Below are 26,892 nucleotides of genomic sequence, written 5' to 3' on the forward strand. Positions count from 1 at the left end.
ATGGTGCTTTAAACTTATATCATAGTAACAGAAATATAAAAGAAAAAATTTAGAATGGAGCTATTAATTTAACTTTATAAATAATTAAGCTGGAATTGTAAAATAAAACGTCGTACCTTCTCCTTCGTTAGAGTCAAGCCAAATTTTCCCGCCATGAGATTCTACAATTTTTTTACAATGTGCTAATCCTATTCCAGTTCCCTCGTATTCTTCTCTTGAATGTAATCTTTGAAAGATTGAGAATATACGTACTCTGTGTTTCTCTTGAATACCTATACCATTATCTTTTATTGAAAATTCCCAAACCGTGTCATTATTGCTACCATTAGATATACTTTTTTTAATACAATTAATCTCTATTAATGGATTAGTATCTACTTTAGTAAATTTAATTCCATTACTTATTAAGTTTTGAAATAATAAGCGTAATTCTAATTTCGCACCTTTTACAATAGGTAAATCCCCTGATATAATCTTGGTATTTGTTCTTTCAATAACATGTCGTAAATCTTTCTTTAAAGTACTAATAGTATTATTACAATTTACATCTTCATATACTTTACTTTTCCCTAAGCGCGAATATTGTAAAATAGCATCAATAAGCTTTTGCATTCTTACACTTGATTCACTAATAAAATTAAGAGTCATTTTACCAGTTTCATCAAATTTATCTTTATAATCATCAACGAACAAACTTATTAAACTAGTAATAGTAATTAAAGGCTCTTTTAAATCATGACTAGCAATATAAGCGAATTGTTCAAGTTCTTCATTCTTAGATTTCAACTCCAAAGCTTGCTTTTCTATTTCTAAATTCTTGATTTTTAATTTTTTATTTAATTTTTTATTTACTAAATAGTTTTTAAAAATAATTAATGCTCCTAATAATAGTAGACATATAAATACTATAAGTAATATATTTAATGTTTTATAAATATTTATTTTTGACTCTTTCTCTTGTAAAATATTTTCCTTTTTCTCAATCTCTATAGTTTGATTTTCAATATATTTTAATTGCTTTTTTATTTCTAAATCACTTGAAATTATCTTTTCTTCTTGTGATTTAATAAAATCTATTTGTTGTTTTATATTTTCTTCTAATTCGCGTTCTATTTTTACTTTATCAGCAAATTTCTTTTGTTGTAACTCACTTTCATTTGACAATATTTTAATCCACTCGTCACGTATTTCGACTGCATTTAAAATCGTATCTACAATTATTTTTGGATTATTATTTTTGTGTTTTTGTTGATATGCTTCTTCTTTTTTAAATTTCTCTGAAGAAGCTTCGGTTGTTTTATATAAGTTTTCCCATTTTTGAGGAGAATTTATAGCATATTGCTTTAATGAATTTAAAACCACAAACCCCTCTCTTTCAATATTTTTATTATTTATTTCGTATACAAAAGAATCTCCAGTATTTTTTATATTTATCATTGAAGTATGATAATTATAATCTTCTGTTACTAAAAAAATATTCTTTCCTGAAATTTCACTTAAGATATAGTTAATATCAAAATTATACTTGTTATTTACATAAAGTAATTGAATATCTTCAATATCTTCAACTAAATTGAATCCAATAACCTCGATGGGTTTGTTATCTGCTTTATGCTTTTCTACAAGAGCCTTAAAATCTATAATAGCTCGATCTGGTCCCAAAACTCCTATTCTAAAACGCTCGTTATTCTCTTGATTTTCCCAAGTAATTTGTTGTGTAAAGTTATATATAAGAATAGTACGTTGTAAACGCTTTACCTGTTCATTATTTGTATGTTGAGCATATGTATACAAACAATAAAAACAACATAGTAATCCAATAGCTATTGATTTTTTAATATTTGTATATACATTTGTTTTCCTACACTCCATTTCTAACTATAAAAAAGCAAGTAAATAGTAATTTACCTTATTAACACTAAATTTGTAAACGTGAATATAATATAAACGAAGTTTCTATCATTTATATTGGTCAAGTATTTTAGTTTACAGAAAAGGAACATAAAATACTTATTTATAGTATAAATAAACTAAAATATTTTATAAATATAAAGGAATTTAATTTGCCATTTTCATATTATAATGATCTCCTAATAGATTAGCTAATAAACCCACTGATAAAGGTTTATTTATATAATTATTAACAGTACTAATCTTCTTAGAACGCTCAAAATCGTCTGGGTTGTTTGATGTTGTTAGCATTACTAATTTAATGTCTTCTGTAAAGGTTTTATCTAACTTATTGTATTCTAAAACAAACTCCCACCCATTCATAACTGGCATATTAATATCTAAAAAAATTAAATCTGGTTTAGCACAAAGATCTTTTGAAGCTTCTACTAAATAGTTTAATCCTGCTTGACCACTTGTTACAGCAATAACATCCTTAAATTCTTCATGCCTCTTTACAATTTTTGTATTGTAAAAATTAGTGAATCTATCATCATCAATTAATAACGCACATTTGATCGTTGTTCCCATAGAATATCAGAATTAATTTAAGAATATTTCAGTTTAAAAAAAGATAACATACTACCTTTTTCTAATTTAATAAGACAAATACATCGTTTTCTATATGTTTAATTGTTGCTTATTTCTGAAATGCTTCTTACGAAGCTAATCAAAATATTAGTTGCTTTAATACGTAGATTTACCCTTTTGTTAAAGTAAATTAACCCCAAGTAAGCAATAATAAGTAAAAGACTACGTTTAGATATACTAAAAGCGCTCTATTTTCTTAATAAAAAGTAAGAATAAACAAACTACGCTATACTATTTATAAAACAGCACAGCGTAGTGATTCACCATCATTTTGATGATATTGTAAATTATAGTATGTAATTTTCACATTAAAACATTATCAATAATATCTTGTACAACTTCTGGATTTAATAATGTACTCGTATCTCCTAAATTACTTGTATCATTATGAGCTATTTTACGTAAAATACGTCTCATAATTTTTCCCGAACGCGTTTTAGGTAAACCAATTGTAAACTGAATTTTATCAAGCTTAGCTATAGGACCTATATGCTCCGTAATAATTTGATTAATCTCTTTTCTTAAATTATCATGATTTCTACTTTCTCCTGTATCTTTTAAAATTACATAACCATATAATGCATTTCCTTTTACATCATGAGGAAAGCCTACAATAGCAGATTCTGCAACAGCAGGATGCTCATTAATAGCATCTTCTATTGGTGCTGTTCCTAAATTATGCCCAGATACTATAATTACGTCATCTACTCTACCTGTTATTCTATAATATCCAACCTCATCACGTAAAGCACCATCACCTGTAAAATACTTATTTTCGAATGCAGAGAAATAGGTGTCTTTATAACGCTGGTGATTTCCCCATATAGTTCTTGCCATGCTTGGCCATGGAAATTTTACACATAGGCGTCCTTCAACTTGATTTCCTTTTAATTCATCTCCAGCTTCATCCATTAAAGCAGGTTGAATACCTATGAAAGGTAATGTTGCATAAGTAGGTTTTGTTGGTGTAACAAAAGGAATAGGAGTAATCATAATACCTCCTGTTTCGGTTTGCCACCAAGTATCTACAATAGGACTTTTCTTTTTTCCAATATTATCATTGTACCAATGCCATGCTTCTTCATTAATAGGTTCTCCTACAGACCCCAAAACTTTTAAGGATGATAAATCATATTTTTCAACCAATTCTACGCCTTCTCTTGCTAATGCTCGAATGGCTGTTGGCGCCGTATAAAACTGATTCACTTTATGCTTTTCTACAATATCCCAAAAACGCCCAAAATCTGGATAACTAGGTACACCTTCAAACATCACTGTTGTTGCTCCATTAGCTAAAGGGCCATAAACAATATAGCTATGCCCTGTTATCCAACCTATATCTGCTGTACACCAATATATATCATTTTCTTTATACTGAAATACATTTTTAAAAGTATAAGCACTATATACCATATAGCCAGCTGTACTATGTACCATGCCTTTTGGCATTCCTGTAGAACCTGATGTATATAAAATAAATAAAGGATCTTCAGCATTCATAATTTCCGCTTCACAAACTATACAGGCATTATCTAAAAGTGGTTGTAACCATATATCACGTCCACTTTTCATATTAATATCCGAATTAATTCGCTTTACTACTAAAACCGACTCCACACAGGTACAATCTTCTAAAGCATCATCTACAATACCTTTTAAATCTATGGTTTTTGCTCCTCTATAAGATCCATCACTAGTTATTACCATTTTACAATCACTATCATTAATACGTGTAGATAACGCTGTAGCAGAAAAACCCGCAAATACAACTGAGTGTATAGCTCCTATTCGAGCGCATGCTAGAACTGAAATAGCTAATTCGGGAATCATGGGTAGATAAATACAAACGCGATCCCCTCTTTTTATGCCTTGATCTTTTAAAACATTAGCAAGTTGATTAACGCGTTTATATAGGTCGTTATAAGTAATATGTTTTGCTACTTCAGAAGGATCGTTAGGCTCAAACAAAATAGCTGTTTTATTTCCTCTAGTTGCTAAATGTCTATCTATACAATTTTCGGTAATATTTAATTGAGCGCCTTCAAACCATTTCACCTCTGGTTTTGAAAAATCCCAACTTAAAATAGTATCCCATTTTTTTCTCCACATAAAATGTTCTTCAGCTATTTCTTCCCAAAAACTCTCTGGTTCTCTTACAGACTTTCGATAAACTTGATAATACTCTTCTAAATGTTTTATGTGGTAATTGCTCATGTATTATTTTTTATAATTCTTAAATTTAATAGTCTATTGCAAGTAAAAATAATCAATTCATATAAGCTTTAAAAATCACTATAATTTATTATTTTAATATGCTCCTTTTAATTAATTATAAATTTTAATCTACTAAAATATTTACCATTCTCTCGAATATCTAATCTTAGCCTAACCTTTTTATATACTCTTTAATCTCTTTTACTACCCTTGGAGCCATAATAAGAGTTGCTAGCATAGTAGGAATAGCCATAAGTGCAAAAACACCATCTATTAAATTTAGCATCATATCAAATGGTGTTGTTACTGCTAGTATGATACTTAGTATATATATATAATTATAATAATGTTTGTTATTTGCCCCTACTAAAAAGGATAAACACTTTGTTCCATAATATGAATATGAAAATAATGAGGACACACTAAAAACAAGAACACAAACCATTAGCAAATATTTACCATAAACTGGCATGGTATAACTAAATGCTGAAGCTGTTAAACTAACTCCATTATTAGAGGTCGTTTCCCAAACTCCAGTAACTAAAATAGCTAAAGCTGTTAAAGTACAAACTACTAAGGTATCTATTGCTGGCCCTAACATAGCTACTAAACCTTCACGAACAGGTTCATCTGTTTTTGCTGCTCCGTGTGCCATAGGTGCTGTGCCAATACCAGCTTCATTTGAAAATGCACCACGACGAATACCTAACAAAATCAAAGCACCTAAAACCCCTCCTAAAAATGAATCTCCTTTATAATTTCCTGCTATAAAAGCATCAGTAAAAATAATATAAAAGTACTTTGGTACAACTTCATAATTAGATATTAAAATAAATACTATCAAAACAAAATATAACAAAACCATAGATGGTACCATTTTAGAAGCTGCATTACTAATACGCTTTAAACCTCCAAGAATAATTATAGAAGTTATAATTACTAATATAAATGCAATAATCAAATTAGATTTTAACCCAACTTCAACACCATTAGGAATTAATATAATATCGTTTATAGCTTGAGTTAATTGATTTGCATTAACCACAGGTAAAGCTCCTATCATTCCAAATAGACTAAACATAATTGCTAAAGGCTTCCAGGACTTACCTAAACCTTCCACTATAAAATACATAGGGCCTCCTTGTATTTCGCCAGTACTATCTTTTCCCCGATACATAATGGCTAATGTTGATGTAAAAAATTTAGTAGACATACCAACTATGGCACTTATCCACATCCAAAACATAGCTCCAGGTCCTCCTACCGAAATAGCTACAGCTACTCCCGCAATATTCCCCATACCAATAGTTGAAGCTAAAGCCGTAGTTAATGCTTTAAAATGACTTATCTGCCCAGAGTCATTTGAATCATCGTATTTACCACGTAATACTTGAATAGCATGGCCTAAATAACGAAACGGTATAAATTTCGATAAAATTAAAAGATATAATCCACCTCCTATAAGTAAAATGACTAAAGGTAGCCCCCAAGCGTAATCCGAAAAAATTTTAATGAGTTGTTTCATATATAGCTTAACTATTATAGTTTATACCAATTAAACTTCAAAATCAATTTAGTTATGATTTCATAAATATATCACTTTACAAACATTTATCTTCAATGTACATATCATACTTTTTCATTTAAACAATATATAAATAAAACGTTTAAAGTTCATGATCAGACTATAAGACTATGAGAAGACAAAATACTATTAAAAATAATTTTATGGGAATTATAAAAAGTTAAGATATGTTAAATTATTAAAAAGTATATTTATGGCTAAAAATAATTTATTTTGCAATCTAATCGCTTATATTTTATAGATGCTGTTAGAGCATTTGCTATTTTAATGATGTTACAAGGTCATTTTATAAATACGCTCTTAGCTCCTATTTATAGAGATGAAACTAATATTATCTATAATATTTGGTCTTATTTCAGAGGTATTACTGCTCCTATTTTTTTCACTATTTCTGGTTTAGTTTTTGCTTATTTACTTTTACTTGCTCATGCCAAAGGAGATGACAAATCTAGAATAAAAAAAGGATTGTTTAGAGGTTTCTTTTTAATAGCTATTGGGTATAGTCTTCGTATTAATGTTCTTAGTTGGATTTTTGGAAATTTTAATTCTTATTTTCTTGTTATAGACGTTTTACAATGTATAGGAATATCTCTAATTGTATTGGTTTGCCTTCATATAATATTAAAAAAACATAGCTATTTATTCTCTATAGTACTATTTTCTTTAGGCTTTGTTTCTTTTATAACAGAACCATTGTATAGAAATTTAACTTTAGATGGCGTTCCTCTTTTTATCGCAAATTATATAACCAATACCAATGGATCTGTTTTCACTATTCTTCCATGGTTTGGATATGCCGCATTTGGAGCTTTTCTATCTACCATTTTTTTTAGACATCTACATCGAGAACGTTTTAGACTATTTACAGTTATATTTTTCTTTATTATTGGTTATAGTCTTATACATTATTCGTCATATCTACTTATAGAGTTAAGTATGGTTACTAATATTGAATTATTAAAACTAAGCGCTGATTACAATTATCTTTTTACTAGATTTGGAGATGTCTTAATTTTATTTGGGGGCTTTTACAGTTTAGAACGATTTTTAAAAAAATCTATAATTACTAAGATTGGGCAAAAAACCTTATCCATTTATGTTATACATTTTATAGTTCTTTATGGTAGTTATACAGGTTACGGTTTAGCTTATTATTTCAAGAAATCATTACATCCAACCCAAGCTATTTTAGGTGCTCTCTTATTTATACTTATAGTTTGTTTTATATCATTTCATTATGCAAAAACTAACACTTTTGTTTATAATTTAATACGTAAAACAATAGACAAATTTAAAAACCAATAATATGGCATACGATGAATATTTAGCCGATAGAATACGTCAAAACCTCAAAGAAAATCAAACCATATTTACCGAGCTTAAAATGATGGGAGGTCTATGTTTTAAGGTTAATAACAAAATGCTTTGTGGTATTCATCTTGATAAAAAATACGGTAACAATTTATTAATGGCTCGTATAGGTGAATCGATTTATGAAGCTAAATTAGAAAAGCCTGAATGTTTACCCATGGATTTTACAGGACGTCCCATGCGAGGTTATATTTTTGTAACTCCAGATGGTTTTGATACTGATAATGATTTATCTTATTGGTTAGATTTGTGTTTAAATTTTAATCCTTTAGCGAAAGCTAGTAAGCCTAGAAAAAAGAAATAATAAAGAACTTTTTCTAAAAGTTTAAAAATTGATAAAAGTCAGTTTTTACATATAATATATATTTAATTTTGTAGTTAACTCATTTTAACCTGCAAATCTAAATATTATGAACACAAAAATTAGTCTACTTTTATGGACTCTATTATTAGTTGTTTACTCTTGTAATCAAACAAAAAAAACATCACATTCTAATCAAACAAAAAATAAACATCATTGGAGCTATGCTGGTGAAACATCTCCTGAACATTGGATAGAAATTGAAAAAAATTCTAACTGCGATGGTAAACGCCAATCCCCTATAAATATTATTAATAAAGATACAGATTCTATTGCTTCGAAAAATAATCTTAAAATATTTTATTCACCAAAAACACTTATTAGTAAAGTTGAAAACAATGGGCATTCCATTCAGTTTGATTTTGAGATGGGTGATTCCATTAATTATAAAAATGAGACATATTATTTAAAGCAAATTCATTTTCATGAACCATCAGAACATAAAATAAATGGGATTATTTATCCTATAGAAATGCATCTAGTACATATTAATGAAGCAGGAAAAATAAGTGTGTTAGGCATTTTAGGTGAAGAGGGAGACAAAAGCCAATTATTCGAGTTTTTCGAAAGCTTTCTTCCTATTAAAAACGGTACGGAAAAAGATATCCATCAAAAAATAGATTTATCCAGCTTGTTTTTAAACACTAATAATTATTATTCCTATTCTGGTTCTTTAACCACACCACCATGTACCGAAAATGTTAATTGGATTGTATTTAAAAAACCTATTATTTTATCGGTAGAAGAAGTGCTTAAACTAAAAAACAATATGCCTATTAATAATTATAGAAATGAGCAACCATTAAATAACAGAGTTGTTAATTTTAATTATTAAAAAAACATTACATATCATTCAAACAAGCATCTAATACATTTCATCTGACTATTTTATGGCTAAACAATGTCTTTTAGTCCAAATCAATTATCAGTTTCAATAGAGAGGTGATAATCATTCACTACATATACTTTATTTGGGTTTTAAGGTTTTTAAAGATTATTCTAATAACTTAAAGTTGATTTAGAAAGTACTTTTTTTGAGTATTCCTAAGAGCTTCACAGTATTTACTCCATAATCTATATATAAACTAAATGAGACCAGCTAGTAACCCTTTTTTAACACTTAACTTTTTGAAATTGAGTAATTAGTTTTTTTGAATTATCCAGCTTTTATATTATTTATAAAATAGTGTTATATTTATGGTAAGAAAAAAATATTGTAGGCTTGATTCCTTCATTTATTTTTTAACGTTTTAAACGTCATTAAACAGATAGCCATATATACCCACTCTTTTGAAAACAAAACATATTATCTACTTTCTTTTTGCATTTAGTTTATTTAATATAAATGCCCAAACTCCAGAGCATAAGTGGGTAAATAAAATTCCAGAGGAGAATAAAAGAGAAAACCTATGGCATAAGACTTATTATAGTAAAATTCATAAAACAAAAATAGGCTACAATATTTATTTACCTAAAGGATATTATAATAAAAAAAATAAAAATAGAAAGTACCCAGTAATATATTTTTTTCATGGGGGAAACCCTGGTAATGAAAGTAGAAACGGTTATCATAACTATATCACACCCAAAAACGAAATAGATGCATTAACCCCTATGATTTATGTTTGGAATAATGGTGGCAAAAATGAAAGCCATTATAACTTTCCAAAACTTAATTCTTACCCAGAAACTAGCTTTATAGAAGAACTTATTCCTCATATTGATAAAACATACAGAACCATTCCAGATCGTTCTGCCAGAGGTATTCAAGGGCACAGTATGGGAGGGCGTGCTGTTGCTCGATATATTTTTAAATATCCTGAATTATTTTCTGTAGGTGTATCTATCGCTGGAAATCATTTTGCTGAAAAGAAAAACTCTGAAAATCATGATCAATTTCAACCTGGAGATAATTCATGGGATTTAGCTAAAAATTATGTCAAAACACCAGAAAACCTTATTAAACTTCATGTTTATGTAGGCGCAAAAGACAGGAATTTTGAATCGAATGTTGCTTGGTCTGCTTATCTTAGAACATTAGGTATTCACCATTCGTTTACCAGTATAGAAGGTTTAAAACACCGAGAAGTTAAACAAATGATGGAACAAATTGGTATTAAAACGATTCATTACATGTTTTATCAGAATTTTAAAGAAACAATCGATAAATTCAACCTAAAATAGGTTTTTATTTAAAATTTAAATCATTCATTAGTATTGTTAAATAATAACTCAACCATATATTAAGATGTGAGTAAAAATGAAAATATTACAATATCCCAAAAGCACAATTATAACCTCATTCTCTCTATTTAACGATGAAGACGATCAAGTATCTCCATAACTTCAACTTTTTTACGGACAGATACAGGTATATTTTCTCCATTTTTTAACATTAAATATCCGCCGTCAGTTTTTATAAATGCGCTAATACATTGTAAATTGACTAAATGGCTCTGGTGTACCCGTAAAAATTGATAACTCTTAAGCATATCGGCAAAGTATTTTAATGTTTTAGTCACAAATATTTTTTGTCCATCAAAAAGATAAAAAATCGTATTATTACTGTCAGATTCACAACGAATAATATCATCTAAACTTACAATAATAATTTTATCCATTGTATGGAGTGATATTTTATCGGGTCTATGTTCGGGTGCAGATAAGGTATCCTTAAGGATATTAAGACGTTCTTTATTAGGTTGAATCTGTTTTTTAGCTTTAGTAATAGCTTGAGCTAACTCTTCATATGAATATGGTTTCAAAACATAATCTATAGCTGCAAATTTAAATGCTCTAATAGCGTATTCATCACTAGCAGTAACAAAAATTATTTTTGATTTTAGATCTGGAAATATTTCTAATATATCAAAACCAGTACCATCTCCTAGCATAATATCCAAAAAAAGAATATCTGGTTCGGTATTGCGTAATGATTTTGCTGCCTCAACAACACTTTGTGCTGTATCAACCACTTTTATTTCTGGGTGATTCGATTTTAAATCCCCTTTCAAAAGTTGGAGGGCATCTGGCATATCTTCTACAATAATAGCTGTAAGCATAATAGTTTTAATAATCTGTTTCTAGTGGTATTTTAAATGCGATTTCTGTTCCTGCTATAGTATTTCCATCATCAATAATTTCTTTTATAACTAAAGAATCTTTTCCTGAAATAGATTCAAGCCTCTCTCTAGTTACAGTTAATGCCATAGATTGATGATCTGTATTGGTTTTAGCTTTTTGAGATTGAAAAATCCCCAGCCCGTTATCTAATACGGTACAATGTAAAAACTCTTCAGTAGTATGAAATTGTATTTTTAATTCTCCATCACGATTACCTTTTAAAATACCATGTCTAACAGCATTCTCTACAAAAGGTTGAATTAACATAGGAGGAATAAGAACTTCTTCTGGATCTAAATCGGAATTTACTTCAATATTATAAGTAAAAGGCTTATTAGCCATGAGCTGTTCAATCTCGATATAATGCTTTAATGTATGTATTTCTTGGTAAAGCGTAATATTATCTTTTCTTGAATTATATAAAGTTTCTCTTAATAAAGTCGCAAATGTATTAATTGTATTATTCATACGGTCAGGGTTACTCGTACCCATGGCTTTTATTCCGTTAAGAACATTAAATATAAAATGAGGATTCATTTGTAAACGTAACGCTTTTTGCTCTAAAGAAAGTAAATGATTTTGCATCTGTAAGCGATTGCGTTCTTCTTTGTTTTTTTGTTTAATTCTTCTAACATAGGTCATCGTATACCCTACTATTAATAGAATTATCAGAACTAATATAGCTAACTGAAACCATCCTTTTTCGTAAATAGGACTATCTATAAAAAACTGAAAAGAAATGGGTTCACTTACTTCCCATCTATAGTTTCTTGATTGTGCAGAAAACACATGAGATCCGTAGGCCAATCCTGCTAGGTTCTGTCTATAATCTGAAGACCATGGACTCCATTCGGAGGTATTTAATCGCCACCTGTATTCTACATCATTGGGGTGATCTAGATCTATTGTTTTAAAACTAAAAGATAACTCTGTTTGGCTTGGGTTTAATTTTAAAATATTCTTGCTATTTGCCCAAGAGCTTAAACGTATAGAATCAATACTACGGTAAGCAACTTCTACTTCTTCAAAATGTACACTAGGTTTAATAGTCGCTTTAGTTGTTCCAGAGGGTTCATATTTCGTTAATCCATATATCGCACCAAACCATAAATTACCTTGTTCATCTTTGGTAACAGCATTAAGACAGGTTTCTATACCTAAAAAACCATCATTTCTCCCAAAATGAAAAACATCTACTATATCATTTGATTGATTTAACTCTATTCTATCTACTCCACGTTCACTACCAGCCCAAAGATTTTCTTTATCATCAAATATCATTTGGTAAATATTATCAGAATACGGCTCTTTTTTTCCTTTTAATTTTTTAAATGAAATGGCTCCGTCAATATGCGACCACCATATACCTCCTCCTGCTGTACCTATATAAAGAATATTTTTATGAAAAAGTAAAACACTTATAGCTGTTGCTTGTTTTAAAACATCTCCTAAATGGGTTACTTTGTTTTTTTCAATATAACCTAGATGCCCGTTTTGGGTAGCATACCAAATTCGACCAATAGAATCTTGTTTCATATCCTTGATTTGCAAATCTTTAATACCATTATTTCTTCCAAAAGTCTTTAAAGAAACTAAACGTTCCTTTTTAAAATTATATCTAAACTTTGAAATCCCAGAAGAATATGATGCTACCCAAATAGTATTACCTGAGATTTCTACAGATCGTATCCAGTTCGACGGCAAACCTTTATCTGTATCAATAATATGATTTTTAATAACCGTTTTCGTAATTGTATCTACTGCTACAATAAGTTCTTTATGTTTCTTTTTATATTGTATGGTATCTATAGCAATACTATCTACTTGACTTATTTCTTTAAAAAGTACACCTTTACCCTCTGTTCCTGCCCAAATATTTCCTGAAATATCACTTGTAATAGTCTTAATTTTCACATCATAAAGTTCTTCTTCTTGTGGAATATTATGAACTCCTAAAGAATCGATTTGTACCAAACCTGCCTCAGAATTAGATGCCCATATACCATTTTTTGAAGTATGCACAGCATATACACGATTTCCTTTTAATCCTGTATTTCGATTATAATGTGTAAAGTTATTTTGAAAATATTTATAAAATCCTCCTCCAGAAGTAGCTATCCAAATATTAGATTGTCGATCCAAAATACTTTTTCTCGTATGTGAAACCGACAAACCATTTTTTCTATTAATTTTCTTTTTTTCTATATGTTTTTCTGGATCTATTATTGTTACCCCATCATTATCTGTGGAAAACCATAATTCATTATGATTATGTACAGAAATACTGGTTACTCTAACAGGTTTTGGTATCCATCTATTCCCGTAAGTTTTTGCATTAGTATTTAAAACTAAAATTCCTTGATTAAATGCTGAAGCAAAAACCTTATCATTGTAAAAGATTGCAGCAGTAAAATTATATGCACTATGCCGCTCCATAATCTTAGCACCCTTTTTTATTTCATTTAATTTCCAAAGACCACTATCTGTAGCTATCCAAAACAACTTTCCATCAAACACAATATCGTTAATAATACTGGTATTGATTTTTAAGTTGAGGTTTATTTTTAATAATCCAAGATTTTTTCGATATTCATAAACACCTATATTAGTCGCTAAATAGGTCTTATTTTTTAATCTACAAATTTTGTTAATACGGTACCCTTTGAGATTAGTAAACTTATTTTTGCACTTAATACTAAGTCCATTTTTTGTACCAATAAAAAGACTATCATTTACAAATTTTAGCGAGTGAATATAATTGGATTGCAATCCATCATTTTCATTCCATATTTTAAATTCTTCTCCATCAAATCTACAAAGCCCACCACCTTGGGTACCTAACCACAAATACCCTATATCATCTTGTACAATATCGTAAACTTGGGATTGCGATAATCCATCTTCTAAAGTATATGCCCGGAGTTGGTTATTTTGTGCTGATAATATTCCGATAAAGCTAAATATCAAAAAAATAATATGGAAGGAAATCGTTTGGAGTAGGTTCACAAGAAATACATCTGGTTGATGACAAATATAATCAAACTGATTTTTGATAAAAAGACATAACTAACATAAATATAAAAAAACGACACCGCCTGTTAGAGCGGGTCGTTATAACAAACAAAAATTCTCTCTTTTTCATTTTGTTTATATTAAGGTTAAATTGGGGCTAATTTAAACGATACCGCTCGTTAGAGCGGATCGTTACAACAAACAAAAATTCTCTCTTTTTCATTTTGTTTATATTAAGGTTAAATTGGGGCTAATTAAAAACGGTTCCGCCCGTTAGAGCGGATCGTTACAATAAACAGAAATGCTCTCTTTTCATTTTGTTTATTTAAGGTGTAATTGGAATTAATTAATTACTTGCAATAGCTGTTATATTTGAATCTAGAACAATACCTCCATTCCAGACAAAGCTTTTCATTGAATTTACATATTTAACATCCTTCAACATTTCTTTATAAAATGTTTGCGTCTCCAGAATATTTCCTTTTACTCCAAATTCTTGATTTGGAAAAATGTATTGAAAATCTCTGTCTGAGTTTTCACAATACACATTCTTAATCCGAGGAAGTGGAACAATTGTATTATCGTCTTTAACCATATAGTAGTATGCCTCTACATGTGCACAACATCCTAAATATTCTATTTCCATTTTAATTACCTCGGAAACACCAACTAATCCTGGGTTCTTCAAAGTCGTTACAAAAATGTCTTCAAAAAGTTCTGTATCTTCAATCTTAAAAGTTGATATCTTTTTTGATTGATCTTCCGCATGAACTAAATTAACAACAAAAGGAGCGTGTAGTTTAGTCTTATCTTTAATTTCAGTAGTTATTAAAAAATTTTCTGTTTTAGTAAAACTTTGTTGAGCATTAATAAATTTAAAACTTAGAAATAAAACAATGATTAAGATACTTTTTTTCATGACGGTTTATTTTTGAGGTTTGTTATTTGATTACAAAACTAGCCTCTTAATCTCTATAAAAAGATACTGTTTTAGTATTCGTCATGATTCAATTAGAATTCGTTTTTATGTAAAATCATATTATGAATTATGAATTACCTTATAAAAAAGAGAAATTCAAAATTAATAACAACTACAACCTAAAATATGAGAGAATTTTGGACATTTTTTAGAAAATAGAAAAAGTCAAGATGAGTTCATTACCTAAAAACGATCATTTTTAAGTATTTATACTATTTGTATAAACAACATTCCTCTTCTTTATAATGTATATTTAGCCATAAGGTATAATACCAAATTATATTTGTTTTAGTAAAAACTAATCGCAGCCATTTTTATAAATGGCTGCGAAGTTTAATATTTAAATTACTCTAATTATTTCTGTATTACTTTAAGTACTTCAAAACGTTTTTCTCAATACGTTCTTGAATATTAGAAACATCTGCTTTTTTAAAAGTTTCGCCTGTAATGTTTTCGTAAAGTTCTATATAACGTTCTGAAACCGTTTCAATATACTCATCACTCATAAACGGTACTGTTTGCCCTTCTAAACCTTGAAAGTTATTAGATATTAACCATTGGCGTACAAACTCTTTCGATAATTGCTTTTGCAATTCGCCTTTGTCTTGGCGGTCTTGATAACCTTCAGCATAAAAATAGCGTGAGGAATCTGGTGTATGTATTTCATCTATCAATACAATTTTTCCATCTTTAGTTTTTCCAAATTCATATTTAGTATCTACCAAAATTAAATCTCTGGAAGCTGCTATTTCTGTTCCTCTTTGAAATAATTTACGTGTATAATCCTCTAAAATTAAATAATCTGCTTCACTAACAATACTTTTTGCTAATATATCTTCACGAGAAATATCCTCGTCATGATCTCCCATTTCTGCTTTTGTTGCTGGTGTAATAATAGGTTCTGGGAACTTATCATTTTCTTTCATCCCTTCTGGCATTGGCACTCCACAAAGCATACGCTTTCCTGCTTTATACTCACGTGCCGCATGACCAGACATGTACCCGCGAATTACCATTTCTACTTTAAAGGGTTCACATAAATGCCCAACTGCTACATTTGGATCTGGTGTTGCTGTTAACCAGTTTGGTACTATATCTTCTGTAGCAGCCATCATTTTAGTGGCTATCTGATTTAATATTTGTCCTTTATATGGTATACCCTTTGGCATAACAACGTCGAATGCCGATAATCTATCTGTAGCAATCATAACTAATTGCTCATCATTAATGTTATATACCTCTCTTACTTTTCCTTTGTACACATTTTTTTGTTCAGGAAAATCGAAATTTGTGTCTATTATGGTATTACTCATTTTTGTTTTACTGTTTATGAGTTGGTTTGTTTATATATTGTTTCTATGATTGTAAACTAATACTGTTCACTAATTTATGCTTAGCCCAGATTGAAGCGACATCCTTTTTTTGCCATTAAAAGCAAAAAAAGATATAGTGGAAAGCTGGAAATGGCTTCCAAAAAATTTAATCGGCGTTTTCTATATTTTTATATGCTTCAATTACTTTTTTAACGAGTTTATGACGAATTACATCTTTGTCGTCTAAAAATATCATACCCACACCTTCTACGCTTTTTAAAATTAACAAAGCTTCTTTTAATCCTGATATTGTTCTACGTGGTAAATCTATTTGTCCAGGATCACCTGTTAATAAAAATTTTGCGTTTTTCCCCATACGGGTTAAAAACATTTTCATTTGTGAATGTGTTGTATTTTGCCCTTCATCTAAAATAACAAAAGCATTATCTAACGTACGTCCACGCATAAAGGCTAGTGGTGCTATTTGTATCGTACCGTTTTCGATATAATGTGCTAATTTTTCAGGAGCTATCATATCTCGTAACGCATCGTATAACGGTTGCATGTATGGATCTAATTTTTCTTGTAAATCTCCAGGTAAAAAACCTAGGTTCTCCCCTGCTTCTACTGCTGGTCTTGTTAAGATAATACGCTTAACTTCTTTATTTTTTAATGCCTGTACCGCCAATGCAACACCAGTATAGGTTTTTCCTGTACCTGCTGGTCCTATAGCAAAAACCATATCATTTTTACGCATGAGCTCAACCATTTTGCGTTGGTTTGCTGTTTGTGCTTTTATTAACTTACCACCTACACCATGTACAATAACTTCCCCACTTTGTTTAGAGGTTGTATAATCATCGCTACTCTGACTCGTTAACACACGTTCTATAACATTTTCATCAAGTTTATTATACTTTACGAAATGTTTTAATAGCATATTTATTCTGCGATCAAATTCTTCTAATAATTCTTCATCTCCAAAAGCTTTTATCTTATTTCCCCTAGCGACTATTTTTAGTTTTGGAAAATACTTTTTTAAAAGTTCTATATTAGCGTTTTGAGCTCCAAAAAACTCTTTTGGAGTGATGGCTTCAAGTTCGATGATAATTTCGTTCAAAGGCGTATATTTAATTTTAGAATTTCGTCATGATATAAATGAAAATAATGTTTACTCAGACAAAATGATTTATTAATTTTGCAAAATAGCTTATAGAACTCAAAAATACATAAATTTGAGTGACCTAACGCTAAAAACATATCAACAATTTGCCAATGGCGATCATAACATTAACTACCGATTTTGGTGAAAAGGATTACTTTGCTGGCGCTACAAAAGGAGCGATTTACAGTGAGTTACCTAATGTTAAAATTGTTGATATCTCACATTCTGTATCGCCTTTTAATATTCCTGAAGCGGCTTATATAATCCAAAATGCTTACAATAGTTTTCCAAAAGGAACTATTCATATTATTGGTATTGATTCTGAAATAAATCCTGAAAACCAACATATTGCGATAAAACTTGACGATCATTATTTTATTTGTGCCAACAATGGTATTATGAGTATGATTTGCTCTGAAATTGCTCCTGAAAAGATTGTTGAAATTAATATACACGATAAGATACAAACAAGCTTTCCTGTTCTAGATGTGTTTGTAAAAGCCGCTTGCCATATTGCTCGTGGTGGTACTTTAGAGGTAATTGGAAAAAATATTCCTGAAATAAAACCTATTAAAAACATTGCACCATATGTAAATGATGATAAAACTTTAATTGTTGGTAGTGTTATTTATATTGATAATTATGGTAATGTGGTTACAAATATTAAGCGTAACTTTTTTGAGACCATACAGAAGGGGCGTAATTTTGAAATTTCGGCACGTAATTATACTTTTAAAAAAATACATCAAAAATATAGTGATATTGTTAATTTTGAAATTCCCGAAAATAAGCGGCATGACGAGGGCAGAAAATTAGTGGTTTTTAATTCTGGTGATTTTTTAGAAATTGCAGTTTATAAAAGTAATAGTGCTACAGTGGGTAGTGCATCTACACTTTTAGGACTTAGATTAATGGATACTATTAGTGTTAATTTTATACCAGCCACAATTACTCCACAAGGGAAAGATGTTTTACATAACATGACTAACATTAATGATTACTAATATAAAAAAGAACAATTTATGCTAGTTAGAATAGTTAAAATGGGGTTTTATAAACGGAATATTGAAACTTTTCTATCAACTTTTAATGATAACAAACAATATATTAGAAATTTTAACGGTTGTATTTTTTTAGAATTATATAGAGATAAAAATAATCCGACTGTATTTTTCACTTATAGTCATTGGAAGTCTGAAGAAGATTTAGAAAGTTATCGAAAATCAGATTTATTTATCGATATTTGGTCTAAAACCAAACCTCTTTTTAGCATGCCTGCAGAAGCTTGGAGTGTGGATAAAATGACAACTTTGGAATGATAATTAACAATTTTTTGAATTACAATAAAACATTAGTAGCTAAAAAGAATTAAATGCTAGCAATTTTAAAAAAAGAAATAAACTCGTTTTTTGCATCACCTATAGGTTATTTAGTTATTGCCATTTTTTTAGCATTAAATGGGCTATTCTTATGGTTATTTAAAGGTGAATTTAATATTTTAGACTATGGGTTTGCAGATTTATCTGCATTCTTTTTATTAACTCCTTGGATTTTAATTTTCTTAATTCCAGCGGTAACTATGCGTAGCTTTTCTGATGAGAAAAAACAAGGTACTCTAGAGCTACTACTTACTAAACCTATATCACATACAAAGATCGTTTTAGGTAAATATTTTGGAGCTTTTATACTCATTTTAATAGCACTATTGCCTACCTTACTTTATGTCTATACAGTTTACCAATTAGGAAACCCTGTTGGTAATTTAGATATTGGTAGTACTCTTGGCTCATACTTAGGTTTACTTTTTCTAATTGCAGCATATACTGCTATTGGAATTTTTGCTTCTACTTTATCTGACAATCAAATTGTAGCCTTTATTATTGCTATTTTTATTTGCTTTTTACTTTACATAGGTTTTGAAAGTCTTCCAAATTCCATATCAAATAACTTTATAGAACAACTAGGCATGAGTGCGCATTATAAAAGTATGAGTCATGGTGTTTTAGATACACGAGATATTATATATTTTTTAAGTATTACTATATGCTTTTTAATGATTGCAAAACTAAATATTAGCAAAGCGAAATAAATGATTCCAACTCCCCTATTCATTACTCTTTTAATTATTGTTTTCATACTTGTTTGGTTATTTATAAATACTATAGATAAACGTAAATGGCTTACTTTTTTAATAAGCCTGGTATTAACACCTATTGCATATTTTTATTTATTTTATCCTATACTTAATATATTTAGTAGTTACCATCATGAAAAACATTTTGATTCCAAAGCTTGGCAAGACAAACCTTCTTTACGCTTTGAGATGCAAAAAGAAATTGTTAATAAAAATTTATTAATAGGAAAAACAAAAAAAGAAATAGAACATATTTTAGGTAAAAGCGAATGGTATGGTTGGGATGATTCTATAAAAGCAAATTCACCTGATATGTGGAATTATAATTTAGGCTTTAAACCTGGTGCTTTTAATGACAAACAGGAATGTTTTGAATTAGTATTCAGTAATAATATCGTTAAAAACATTAAACAATATCAATTAAAAAAGACCTTTGAATAAGAACTTAAAACATATATTAATACTAGTAACTACCTTAATTGTTGTTAATTATACAAGTAGTCTAATTTATAATCGTTTTGATTTAACTGTAGACCAACGCTATACTTTAAGTGAGTCTGCTATTAGTATTATTGAAAATATTGAATCGCCCATTATTGTAGACATCTTTTTAGAAGGTGAAGATTTTCCTTCGGAATTTAGGCGACTTCAAAAAGAAACCAAACAATTACTTGAGGAGTTTGCTACAAAAAACAATAATATTATTTTCAATTTCATCAACCCTTTAGAAGATGAAACTACTCGAGAACGTAATATTCAACAACTTACTCAACGTGGCTTAACACCTATGCAATTAAGTATTAAAGAAAATGGAAAGGCTACGCAAGCTATTATTTTTCCTTGGGCTTTAGCTAGTCATAATGAACAAACCGTTATTATTCCTTTAGTAAAAAATAAAATAGGAGCTACACAACAAGAACTTGTTAGCAATTCTGTTCAACATTTAGAATACGCTTTTGCAGATGGTTTTAGCAAACTAACTAAACCTAAACGGCGTAAAATTGCTATTTTAAAGGGTAATGCCCAACTCGAAGACAAATATATTGCTGACTTTGCAAAAAAACTAGGTGAATATTATTTTATAGCTCCTTTTACATTAGATAGTGTTGCTAAAAATGCACAAAAAACCCTTGACGATATAAATGCTTTTGATTTAATAATATCTGCCAAACCTACTGAGGCTTTTACCGAAGAAGAAAAATTAGTATTAGACCAATTCACTATGAATGGAGGTAAGAGTCTCTGGTTAATCGATGCTGTAGCTATGGAAAAAGATAGTCTATATAATGATAACGGTAAGAATTTTGCAATTACCAGAAATTTAAATTTAACAGATTTCTTTTTTAAATATGGAGCACGTATAAATCCTGTTATAATAAGTTCACTTTATTCTGCGCCTATAACTCTAGCTATGGGCAGTGGTAGTGAATCTCAATTTCAGCACCTAAAATGGCCATATTCACCTTTAGCTGGATCAAATAGCAATCACCCTATTATAAATAATTTGAATTTAGTAAAGTTTGATTTTGCAAATCAAATTGATACTCTTAAAAGCGCTATAAAAAAAACAATTCTTTTAGAATCGGCTCTGCTAACAAGACTTGAAGGCACTCCAAGAGAAATAAGCTTAAATGTCGTTACTAAAGAAGCTAGCCCTGAAACCTTTAATAAAGGTAACCAAGCTCTTGCAGTCTTGTTAGAAGGCGAATTTACTTCGGTATACAGTAATAGAATAAAGCCTTTTAAACTTTTAAATGAAAAAAATAAAAGTACACCTACGAAAATGATTATTATTGCTGATGGTGATGTTATTAAAAATGATGTGGCTAGAAATGTTCCCCAAGAATTAGGGTTTGACAAGTGGACAGGAAAAACTTACGGAAATAAAGAATTTTTATTAAATGCCGTTAATTATTTATTAGATGATAACGGACTTATAAACATTCGATCTAAAGAAATAGTGGTTGCATTCCTTGATCATCAAAAAATAACAGTCCAAAAAAATAAGTGGCGACTTGTAAACATCCTATTCCCAATCGTTTTACTAACATTTTTCGGTTTTGGTTTTTACTATTTTAGAAAGAAAAAATACACCTCTTAAATGTTAATAAGTTTGTTTCATAATATAGACTCTTTAGAATATATTTGTAAGAAGTATAATTATAGCTTAAGTCATTTATATGTAATATACATAGCTTAAGTACATTTTACCCTAATTAGTTATTATAGCTTGTGCGCAGCACAAGTAAAGTTTGACCTTTACAAAATTAAAGTTAGCAGATGAAATTTATAGTATCCAGTACTTATTTATTAAAACAATTACAAGTTTTAGGTGGTGTTATTAATAACTCAAATACCTTACCTATTTTAGATAATTTTTTATTTGAGTTAGACCATACTCAACTAACAGTTTCAGCTAGCGATTTAGAGACCACTATGGCCTCAAAATTAGATGTGGAAAGTGATTCTAAAGGAAGTGTTGCTATACCCGCTCGTTTGTTATTAGATACTTTAAAAACATTTCCAGAGCAACCTTTAACATTTATTGTTGAAGAGAATAATACAGTAGAAATTAGCTCTAATCATGGTAAATATGCTTTGGCTTATGCAGACGGAAATGAATTTCCTAAAGCTGTAGCTCTTGAAGACCCTAGTAAAACTGTTGTTACGGGAGATGTACTTGCTACTGCAATAAGTAAAACCATTTTTGCTGCAGGTAATGATGATTTACGTCCTGTAATGAGTGGTGTATTTTTTCAGTTTTCAACTGAAGGCTTAACTTTTGTTGCTACAGATGCTCATAAACTTGTAAAATATACTCGAGAAGACATAAAAGCAAACCAAGTAGCAGAATTTATTATGCCTAAAAAACCTTTAAATCTTTTAAAAGGTATTTTAGCTGCTAGTGAAGATGAAGTTTCTATAGAATATAATGAATCTAATGCCAAATTTACTTTTGAAAATTCAGAATTGATTTGTCGCTTAATTGATGGAAAGTATCCAAACTATGAAGCAGTAATTCCAAAGGAGAATCCTAATAAATTAGTTATTGAAAGAAATCAGTTTTTAAACTCTGTACGTCGTGTTAGTATTTTCTCTAACAAAACAACGCACCAAATACGTTTAAAAGTTGCAGGAGCAGAACTTAATATCTCTGCAGAAGATATCGATTATAGCAATAAAGCAGAAGAGCGTTTAACTTGTGATTACCAAGGTGATGATATGCAAATTGGTTTTAACTCACGCTTTTTAACCGAAATGTTAAATAATTTAAATGCAGATCAAGTACAATTAGAAATGAGTATGCCTAACAGAGCTGGTATTTTAACGCCTATTGATGGTCTTGATGAAGGCGAACAAATAACCATGCTTGTTATGCCTGTAATGTTAAATTCGTAAATTCTTGTAAAAACAAGAATTAGAATGTATAAAAAGAGGTTATCTTGATTTTTTAAGATAACCTCTTTCACTTTTACAAACTAACTAAAAACACTAAACTATTCAGGTTCTAAAGCAAATGCCACTAATTTGGAAGAATCATAAGCATTTATTTCTTGATTTCCATTTGTAGCCAAGGCATTCACATATAAATGTTCTGCAAAAGCTGCCTGTCCTTCACTAGTACAAATACCCAATAAATCTGCAGGTGTAAAGGTTCTAGAATATTCACTAAAACCATTTCGAACATAACCAATTCCATCATTTGTTATAGCATCTCCAATCACCATACCTTTAGCATTGGTTTTATTAACTTGAACCGCATCATTACAGGTTCCTTTTTTTATTCTAAAACTTAAATCTGCAAAATTTTGAGGATGATAAGCTCTAAAAGTCACCTCTATTTTAGAGTTATTCTTGTAAGGAACAAAACCACAACATGTTGGATTAACTTCAGCATCATCAACATTTATTTTAGAAATTTCTGCTTTGGTAATACTATTATCTATTCGCATTACCATTTTAAAAGCATTACAAGTATTTATACCGCTACTTCTTAAATTCACAGATGGTGCATTTATTGAAGGCGTAAATGTATTAAAATGTGGCATTTGAAAAATCTCATTAGGAATATCTGTAACTTTATTACCGTTACTATCAAAAAGCTCTAAAATAAACTCATATAACCCATCTCCATCTAAAGAAGAATCAAAAGAAATAGTTCTAGTATTTCTATCCCAATCTGCATCTAACTCCAATGCATTAAAAGGAGCTTCTTTTGGTGATTCTGTTGGAATTAAATAAAGCCCTGTTTCTGCACCCTTATCAAAAGGACCTAACTTTACTTTATTATAATTAAAATGGAAATGCCCGTCTGAATCTACATATATATATGAATAACGTTTTTGTACTAAATTCCCTATTTCTTCAATATCTCCTGAAGCATTAGATAAATCTGCATTTTTAAGTTTTCTGTACGACCAACGATAATATGTATATTTATTACTAGGTAATTCACTACTAAATTGAACTACAAAAGATAACCCGCTACCAAAAGGTCTTCTATAATTACCTGAGTTCTCATGCTTATCCGTTAACCCTTGTCTATTTAGTAATCGACCTTGTATAGGTACACCAGTAATATTATTTTGTTGTATATGTGATACACTTGTTCCTGTATTTATAGTTTTTATCCATATAATTTTACCGTCTATGCCTTCTGTACACTCCCACCTTACTCTAGGGTCTGTTATATTTATATTAACCTCTGTTCCACAAGGATAGTTCCAATAAGTATGACATGGAATAGATGGCTTATAAACAGTCTTCCATTCGTCATCTATAAAAGCTTCAACCCAAAAATACAAATCTGGGTGATCTCCAAAAAGAGAGTAGTAAATTTCTGTATCAAAATCTCCATTGCTATCTGTATAAACTACAGCTGACTCATCGCATCTATAAAAATAAGACCATAACCAAGGAATATAACAGAAAATAGGATGAAACAAATTAAAATTATTGATTATCAATCCTGTCCTAAATAAATTTACTGCATAATAAATCTACCCATTTTACAGGTCTAAGACTAAATTTAATTAAAATTTCAAAAAAGAACTCCTTGTATATATTTATTTGGAGGAGGTTGCTTTTTTAGAAACGGATTGTCGAGCCATTTGTGCAGGTCAACTTTTACAAAAAGGTTAAGTCTTATAAATGCTACTAAATTAGACAGATACCAGGGGTATTTCGCTTGTGTTTTCAACGCTTTTAAGATAAGAATTGTGATCAGAGCAGTCCAAATTTGTATCATCACGGCATTTTGTGTAGTTCCAATGAAAGATTTAATGTGTAGTTGTTGCTTTATATCTCTAAAAAATATTTCCACCTCCCATCTAGCTTTGTAGAGTTCGGTTATAGTGTTTGCTGTCCAAAACATTTGATTGGTTATGACTTCAATGGTTTGCTGGTTTTTATCGTCCCACAAGGCTACTCTTCGAAGTTTTCTTGGATATTTTTCTTTGGTTTTGTTACCAGTAAGCTCAATTATCTCGTCTTTTAGGACGTGCCCATGTCTATTTTCTGGTAATTCTAGTTCTTTGATGGTCTTGAATTTTATGTTGCTTTTATGCCTAACCACAAAATAAACACCGCTGCTGTCCCAAACATTCAACAGCGTAAAATCATTATAAAACCTATCGGCTACAATAACACTTCCTTTTAAAAGTGGAATATCGTGTGCCCCCTTATTATCAGCTGTTTTTCCATCCGTTATATTTACATAAGCGGGTAAATGCCCATCATAATCAAGCAAAGTATGCATTTTTACCGCTCCTTTTTTGGTTTTATATTTTGCCCAATCAAATAAGCTTAAACATAGGCTTATCGTAGTAGCATCCAACAAGAAAATCTTTGATTTTATTTTAAATTTAGTCCGATTCATTTGAGCCTGCTGTCCTAGACTTTTCAAAAGCACATAGTAGTAATCTCTAAAAAGTTCCCAACTCCTGTTTTTATTCTGATAGCTCAAAGTAGATTTTGATGGGGCTTTGAGCATACCTAAATGATTCAGATTACCTGTTGCTGAGCGTAAACCATTACTTATATCACGTACAGATTGGCTATTAGCAAATTGACAAAACAACATTGAAACCAAGTGAGACCAGCTAGTAAAACCTTTTTGATGTTTATCACTTTGGTGAGAATTAACTAGTTTTTTGAATCTTGATTTATCTAGTTTACTGATTATTTGAGAAAACAAAGTTATATTTAGCATCGGAGAAAGGTTTTTTTGTGTTCCACCACAAAGGTAACTTTGAGGAACAAATTTCCCTTTCTCTTTTTTTAAACGTTTAGGACGCTATTTATTGATTATCATATTTTTAATTAAACCTGGATTTTTACTTTTAAGAGTTCTTACTATATTGTCATTTGTTAAAATCGGTTGAATAATATTGGACAGTCCAATTTCTCTATCTACTGAAGACATGTTAAGATCTGGTCGCAAAAAACTTGTCGCAGAAAATATATTGTCAATATCTCTAAAATTTCTAAACCGTTGCGGATCTGGTAAAGGTGGTATTGGTGGATCTGGTAAACTCGGTACTGGAATTGGGATTTCTGGATTAAAAACTAAATCTGGTATTTTAATAAAAATATCGTCAGGAATTCTAGGAATTAGCCAATGAATTTTATCTACTTCACAAATATGAATTCTCATATTACATAAGCCTCTCCTTTCTATAAAGTTATTAATATTAAAAGACTTAGAAACATTACCAACAACTCTACATTTTCTAATAAACCATAAAGGGAGGAATTTTTCGGGAATAGGCAATATTTCAAATTTCCTCTTATCATTTAATTTAATAATTGGTTTATATGCCTTATATTTCGATACTAGTACTCGATAATCCGTTACGCGTTCAACTCCCTTTTTATTAGGTACTACTAACAAAATAACATCACTTGTTTTTTTAACTTTTGTCTTAAAAACTGCTTCATCATTTTTAACAATCACACTTTCTATTAGCTTCTTCTTTCTGCTAAACAGAAAAGCCTTTAACTCCATGGATTCTGAAGTTTTTTTACTAAATTTAATAGAAACCCTAAAGTTTCCATCCTCTCTTTTAATTGACATAGTTTTGAAATTTTATTGA

22 protein-coding genes are annotated in these 26,892 nt (G+C 29.7%); 10 read left to right on the forward strand and 12 right to left on the reverse strand.

Translation table 11 applies throughout. From position 1 onward, the window contains the following. Window positions 1-84: 84 nt before the first annotated feature. From A8C32_RS14650 to A8C32_RS14665, 4 genes are all read right to left on the reverse strand, one after another. A complete protein-coding gene (locus A8C32_RS14650) occupies window positions 85-1,872 on the reverse strand; it encodes a YfiR/HmsC family protein (protein ID WP_069831177.1) in 1,788 nt (595 codons plus the stop codon). A 186-nt stretch (window positions 1,873-2,058) separates the two neighbouring features. Beyond that, a complete protein-coding gene (locus tag A8C32_RS14655) occupies window positions 2,059-2,481 on the reverse strand; it encodes a response regulator (protein WP_069831178.1) in 423 nt (140 codons plus the stop codon). A gap of 363 nt (window positions 2,482-2,844) precedes the next feature. Further along, window positions 2,845-4,755, reverse strand: coding sequence for an acetate--CoA ligase (gene acs, locus A8C32_RS14660; RefSeq protein WP_069831179.1), 1,911 nt, complete (start codon window positions 4,753-4,755; stop codon window positions 2,845-2,847). Window positions 4,756-4,921: 166 nt separating this feature from the next. Further along, window positions 4,922-6,280, reverse strand: coding sequence for an alanine/glycine:cation symporter family protein (locus tag A8C32_RS14665; RefSeq protein ID WP_069831180.1), 1,359 nt, complete (start codon window positions 6,278-6,280; stop codon window positions 4,922-4,924). 273 nt (window positions 6,281-6,553) lie between these two features. On the opposite strand from A8C32_RS14665, the gene A8C32_RS14670 reads away from it, so the two are divergent. From A8C32_RS14670 to A8C32_RS14685, 4 genes are all read left to right on the forward strand, one after another. Continuing rightward, window positions 6,554-7,645, forward strand: a complete 1,092-nt coding sequence (locus A8C32_RS14670) for a heparan-alpha-glucosaminide N-acetyltransferase domain-containing protein (protein WP_069831181.1) — start codon at window positions 6,554-6,556, stop codon at window positions 7,643-7,645. Window position 7,646: 1 nt separating this feature from the next. Next, complete coding sequence (locus A8C32_RS14675) at window positions 7,647-8,015, forward strand: TfoX/Sxy family protein (protein ID WP_069831182.1); 369 nt, start codon at window positions 7,647-7,649, stop codon at window positions 8,013-8,015. A gap of 106 nt (window positions 8,016-8,121) precedes the next feature. Continuing rightward, window positions 8,122-8,907: a carbonic anhydrase gene (locus A8C32_RS14680; RefSeq protein ID WP_069831183.1), complete on the forward strand. Its 786-nt coding sequence runs from the start codon at window positions 8,122-8,124 to the stop codon at window positions 8,905-8,907. 455 nt (window positions 8,908-9,362) lie between these two features. Next, the gene (locus A8C32_RS14685) at window positions 9,363-10,256 is read left to right on the forward strand and encodes an alpha/beta hydrolase (RefSeq protein ID WP_069831184.1); all 894 of its coding nucleotides are present in this window, start codon (window positions 9,363-9,365) and stop codon (window positions 10,254-10,256) included. Between the two features lie 128 nt (window positions 10,257-10,384). Here A8C32_RS14685 and A8C32_RS14690 read toward each other — a convergent pair whose 3' ends face one another. From A8C32_RS14690 to A8C32_RS14710, 5 genes are all read right to left on the reverse strand, one after another. Further along, entirely contained in the window at window positions 10,385-11,134 is a 750-nt protein-coding gene (locus tag A8C32_RS14690; RefSeq protein WP_069831185.1) for a LytR/AlgR family response regulator transcription factor, read from the reverse strand. 7 nt (window positions 11,135-11,141) lie between these two features. Then, entirely contained in the window at window positions 11,142-14,201 is a 3,060-nt protein-coding gene (locus tag A8C32_RS14695) for a sensor histidine kinase (protein ID WP_205635402.1), read from the reverse strand. A gap of 352 nt (window positions 14,202-14,553) precedes the next feature. Further along, window positions 14,554-15,126, reverse strand: coding sequence for a hypothetical protein (locus A8C32_RS14700; protein WP_069831187.1), 573 nt, complete (start codon window positions 15,124-15,126; stop codon window positions 14,554-14,556). A gap of 425 nt (window positions 15,127-15,551) precedes the next feature. Next, window positions 15,552-16,499: a phosphoribosylaminoimidazolesuccinocarboxamide synthase gene (locus A8C32_RS14705; protein ID WP_069831188.1), complete on the reverse strand. Its 948-nt coding sequence runs from the start codon at window positions 16,497-16,499 to the stop codon at window positions 15,552-15,554. A 166-nt stretch (window positions 16,500-16,665) separates the two neighbouring features. Further along, window positions 16,666-17,619: a PhoH family protein gene (locus A8C32_RS14710; protein WP_069831189.1), complete on the reverse strand. Its 954-nt coding sequence runs from the start codon at window positions 17,617-17,619 to the stop codon at window positions 16,666-16,668. A 155-nt stretch (window positions 17,620-17,774) separates the two neighbouring features. Here A8C32_RS14710 and A8C32_RS14715 point away from each other — a divergent pair, with 155 nt between their 5' ends. The 6 genes from A8C32_RS14715 (at window position 17,775) to dnaN (ending at window position 23,197) form a co-directional block, all read left to right on the forward strand. Beyond that, window positions 17,775-18,668 (forward strand): SAM hydrolase/SAM-dependent halogenase family protein, encoded by an 894-nt coding sequence (locus A8C32_RS14715; RefSeq protein ID WP_069831190.1) that lies wholly within the window; start codon window positions 17,775-17,777, stop codon window positions 18,666-18,668. Window positions 18,669-18,686: 18 nt separating this feature from the next. Continuing rightward, window positions 18,687-18,983: a putative quinol monooxygenase gene (locus tag A8C32_RS14720; protein WP_069831191.1), complete on the forward strand. Its 297-nt coding sequence runs from the start codon at window positions 18,687-18,689 to the stop codon at window positions 18,981-18,983. Between the two features lie 53 nt (window positions 18,984-19,036). Then, window positions 19,037-19,753: a gliding motility-associated ABC transporter permease subunit GldF gene (gene gldF / locus A8C32_RS14725; protein WP_069831192.1), complete on the forward strand. Its 717-nt coding sequence runs from the start codon at window positions 19,037-19,039 to the stop codon at window positions 19,751-19,753. Further along, on the forward strand, window positions 19,754-20,239 hold the full coding sequence (locus tag A8C32_RS14730; protein ID WP_069831193.1) for a hypothetical protein: 486 nt from the start codon (window positions 19,754-19,756) through the stop codon (window positions 20,237-20,239). Further along, window positions 20,232-21,899, forward strand: a complete 1,668-nt coding sequence (gene gldG, locus A8C32_RS14735; protein WP_083253370.1) for a gliding motility-associated ABC transporter substrate-binding protein GldG — start codon at window positions 20,232-20,234, stop codon at window positions 21,897-21,899. Before A8C32_RS14730 ends, gldG begins: the two co-directional genes overlap by 8 nt. A gap of 179 nt (window positions 21,900-22,078) precedes the next feature. Next, the gene (dnaN, locus tag A8C32_RS14740) at window positions 22,079-23,197 is read left to right on the forward strand and encodes a DNA polymerase III subunit beta (protein ID WP_069831194.1); all 1,119 of its coding nucleotides are present in this window, start codon (window positions 22,079-22,081) and stop codon (window positions 23,195-23,197) included. Between the two features lie 98 nt (window positions 23,198-23,295). Here the strand turns inward: dnaN and A8C32_RS14745 are convergent, their stop codons facing one another. From A8C32_RS14745 to A8C32_RS14755, 3 genes are all read right to left on the reverse strand, one after another. Further along, window positions 23,296-24,744, reverse strand: coding sequence for a hypothetical protein (locus A8C32_RS14745; protein WP_069831195.1), 1,449 nt, complete (start codon window positions 24,742-24,744; stop codon window positions 23,296-23,298). Window positions 24,745-24,839: 95 nt separating this feature from the next. Further along, window positions 24,840-26,009 carry an IS4 family transposase gene (locus tag A8C32_RS14750; RefSeq protein ID WP_069831196.1) on the reverse strand — a complete coding sequence of 390 codons (1,170 nt, stop codon included), beginning with the start codon at window positions 26,007-26,009 and terminating at the stop codon, window positions 24,840-24,842. An 84-nt stretch (window positions 26,010-26,093) separates the two neighbouring features. Next, a complete protein-coding gene (locus A8C32_RS14755; protein ID WP_069831197.1) occupies window positions 26,094-26,873 on the reverse strand; it encodes a hypothetical protein in 780 nt (259 codons plus the stop codon). Window positions 26,874-26,892 lie beyond the last annotated feature (19 nt).

Source organism: Flavivirga aquatica (assembly GCF_001747085.1).
Taxonomy (GTDB): domain Bacteria; phylum Bacteroidota; class Bacteroidia; order Flavobacteriales; family Flavobacteriaceae; genus Algibacter_C; species Algibacter_C aquatica.